General features: G+C 79.5%; 1 protein-coding gene. It reads left to right on the plus strand.

All coding sequences use genetic code 11. The features are described from left to right. Positions 1-65 precede the first annotated feature (65 nt). On the plus strand, positions 66-1,403 hold a 1,338-nt coding region (locus tag LG943_RS27605), incomplete at its 3' end, for a cell division protein PerM (protein WP_270075315.1).

Below are 1,403 nucleotides of genomic sequence, written 5' to 3' on the forward strand. Positions count from 1 at the left end.
CCCGCGGCGCGCGGCGCCCGGCGGCCGACGCCGACCAGCCGCGCCCCCTCTACGCCTCCGGCGGCCTGGCCGCCGCCTGGTCGGCCGGCATCGGGCTGGCCGTGCTGATGACCCTCACCGTCGCCGGGTGGGTGGCCGCGCCCCACGGCCCCTTCGGCGAGGACATCGGCGACGTCCTGCGCGCCGCCGTGCAGGCGTGGCTGGTGGGCCACCACGTCGGGTTCGGTATCCCCGGCGGCGGGGTCACCCTGCTGCCGCTGGGCCTGGTGGTGCTGCCCGGCCTGCTGCTCTACCGCGCCGGCCGCTGGCTGGCGCGCAGTTGCGAGCTGCCCCGGCTGCGCCACCTGTTCCGCGCCGCGCTGGCCATCGCCGGCCCCTACGCCGCCATCAGCGGCACCCTGGCCCTCATCGGCCAGACCGAGGTGGTGCGCCCCAGCGTCCTCCAGGCGCTGATCGCCGGGTTCGGGGTGGCGTTCGTGGCCGGCGGCGCGGGCGTGCTGTTCCAACTGCTCAAGGACAAGCAGATCCCCAAGCGGCGGCTGCTGGACCTGATGCCCGACCGCCCCCGCTCGCTGCTGGTGGGCACCCTCAGCGCCACCGGCACCCTGCTGGCCACCGGCGCGCTGCTGTTCGGCGCGGGCCTGGCGGCCGGCATGGACCGGGCGGCGGCGCTCACCGGCAACCTCGCCCCCGGCCTGGTGGGCGGCGCGCTGCTGCTGCTCGTCCAGTTGCTGTACCTGCCCAACGCCGTGGTGTTCGGCCTGGCCTACGCGGTGGGGCCGGGGTTCGCCCTGGGCACCGGCACGGTCGTGGCTCCCACCGGGGTGTCGGTGGGAGCGGTGCCGATGCTGCCCATGCTCGCGGCGCTGCCCGACAACGGCCCGGCGCCGGTGGTGTCGCTGGCGGCGCTGGGGGTGCCGTTCCTGGCCGGCGCGGTGGGCGGGGTGCTGACCCAGCGCAGCGCGCCGGCGGTGGTCAGCGAGGCGGCGCCGCTGTGGGGGTTCGTCTGCGGGGTGACCACGGGGCTGGTGTGCGCGGCGCTGTCGCTGCTGGCCGGGGGCTCGCTCGGCGCCGAGCGGCTCTCCGAGGTCGGGCCCTCCGCCTGGCAGGTGGGGCTGATCACCGCGCTGGAGGTGGGCCTGGCCGCGGCCATCGCCGCGTGGGTGGCCAACTGGCGCTACTACCGGCACGCGGGCGCGGGGACCGGCGGCGCCCCGGCCGAGGCCGGCGGCGACGAGGGAGACGAGGCGGCCGACGGCGAGGAGCCGTCGCCCGTGCCCGTGCCCGCGCCGGCGCGGCGCCGCGGCCGCCCGGTGCTGCGCGTGGTGCCCGACCCCCCGACCGGCGCGCCCGCCCGCGCGGCGGCGCCCCCGGCGCCCCCGGCGCCCCCGGCGCCGAGCGGA

Source organism: Streptomonospora mangrovi, assembly GCF_027604915.1.
Lineage (GTDB): Bacteria > Actinomycetota > Actinomycetes > Streptosporangiales > Streptosporangiaceae > Streptomonospora > Streptomonospora mangrovi.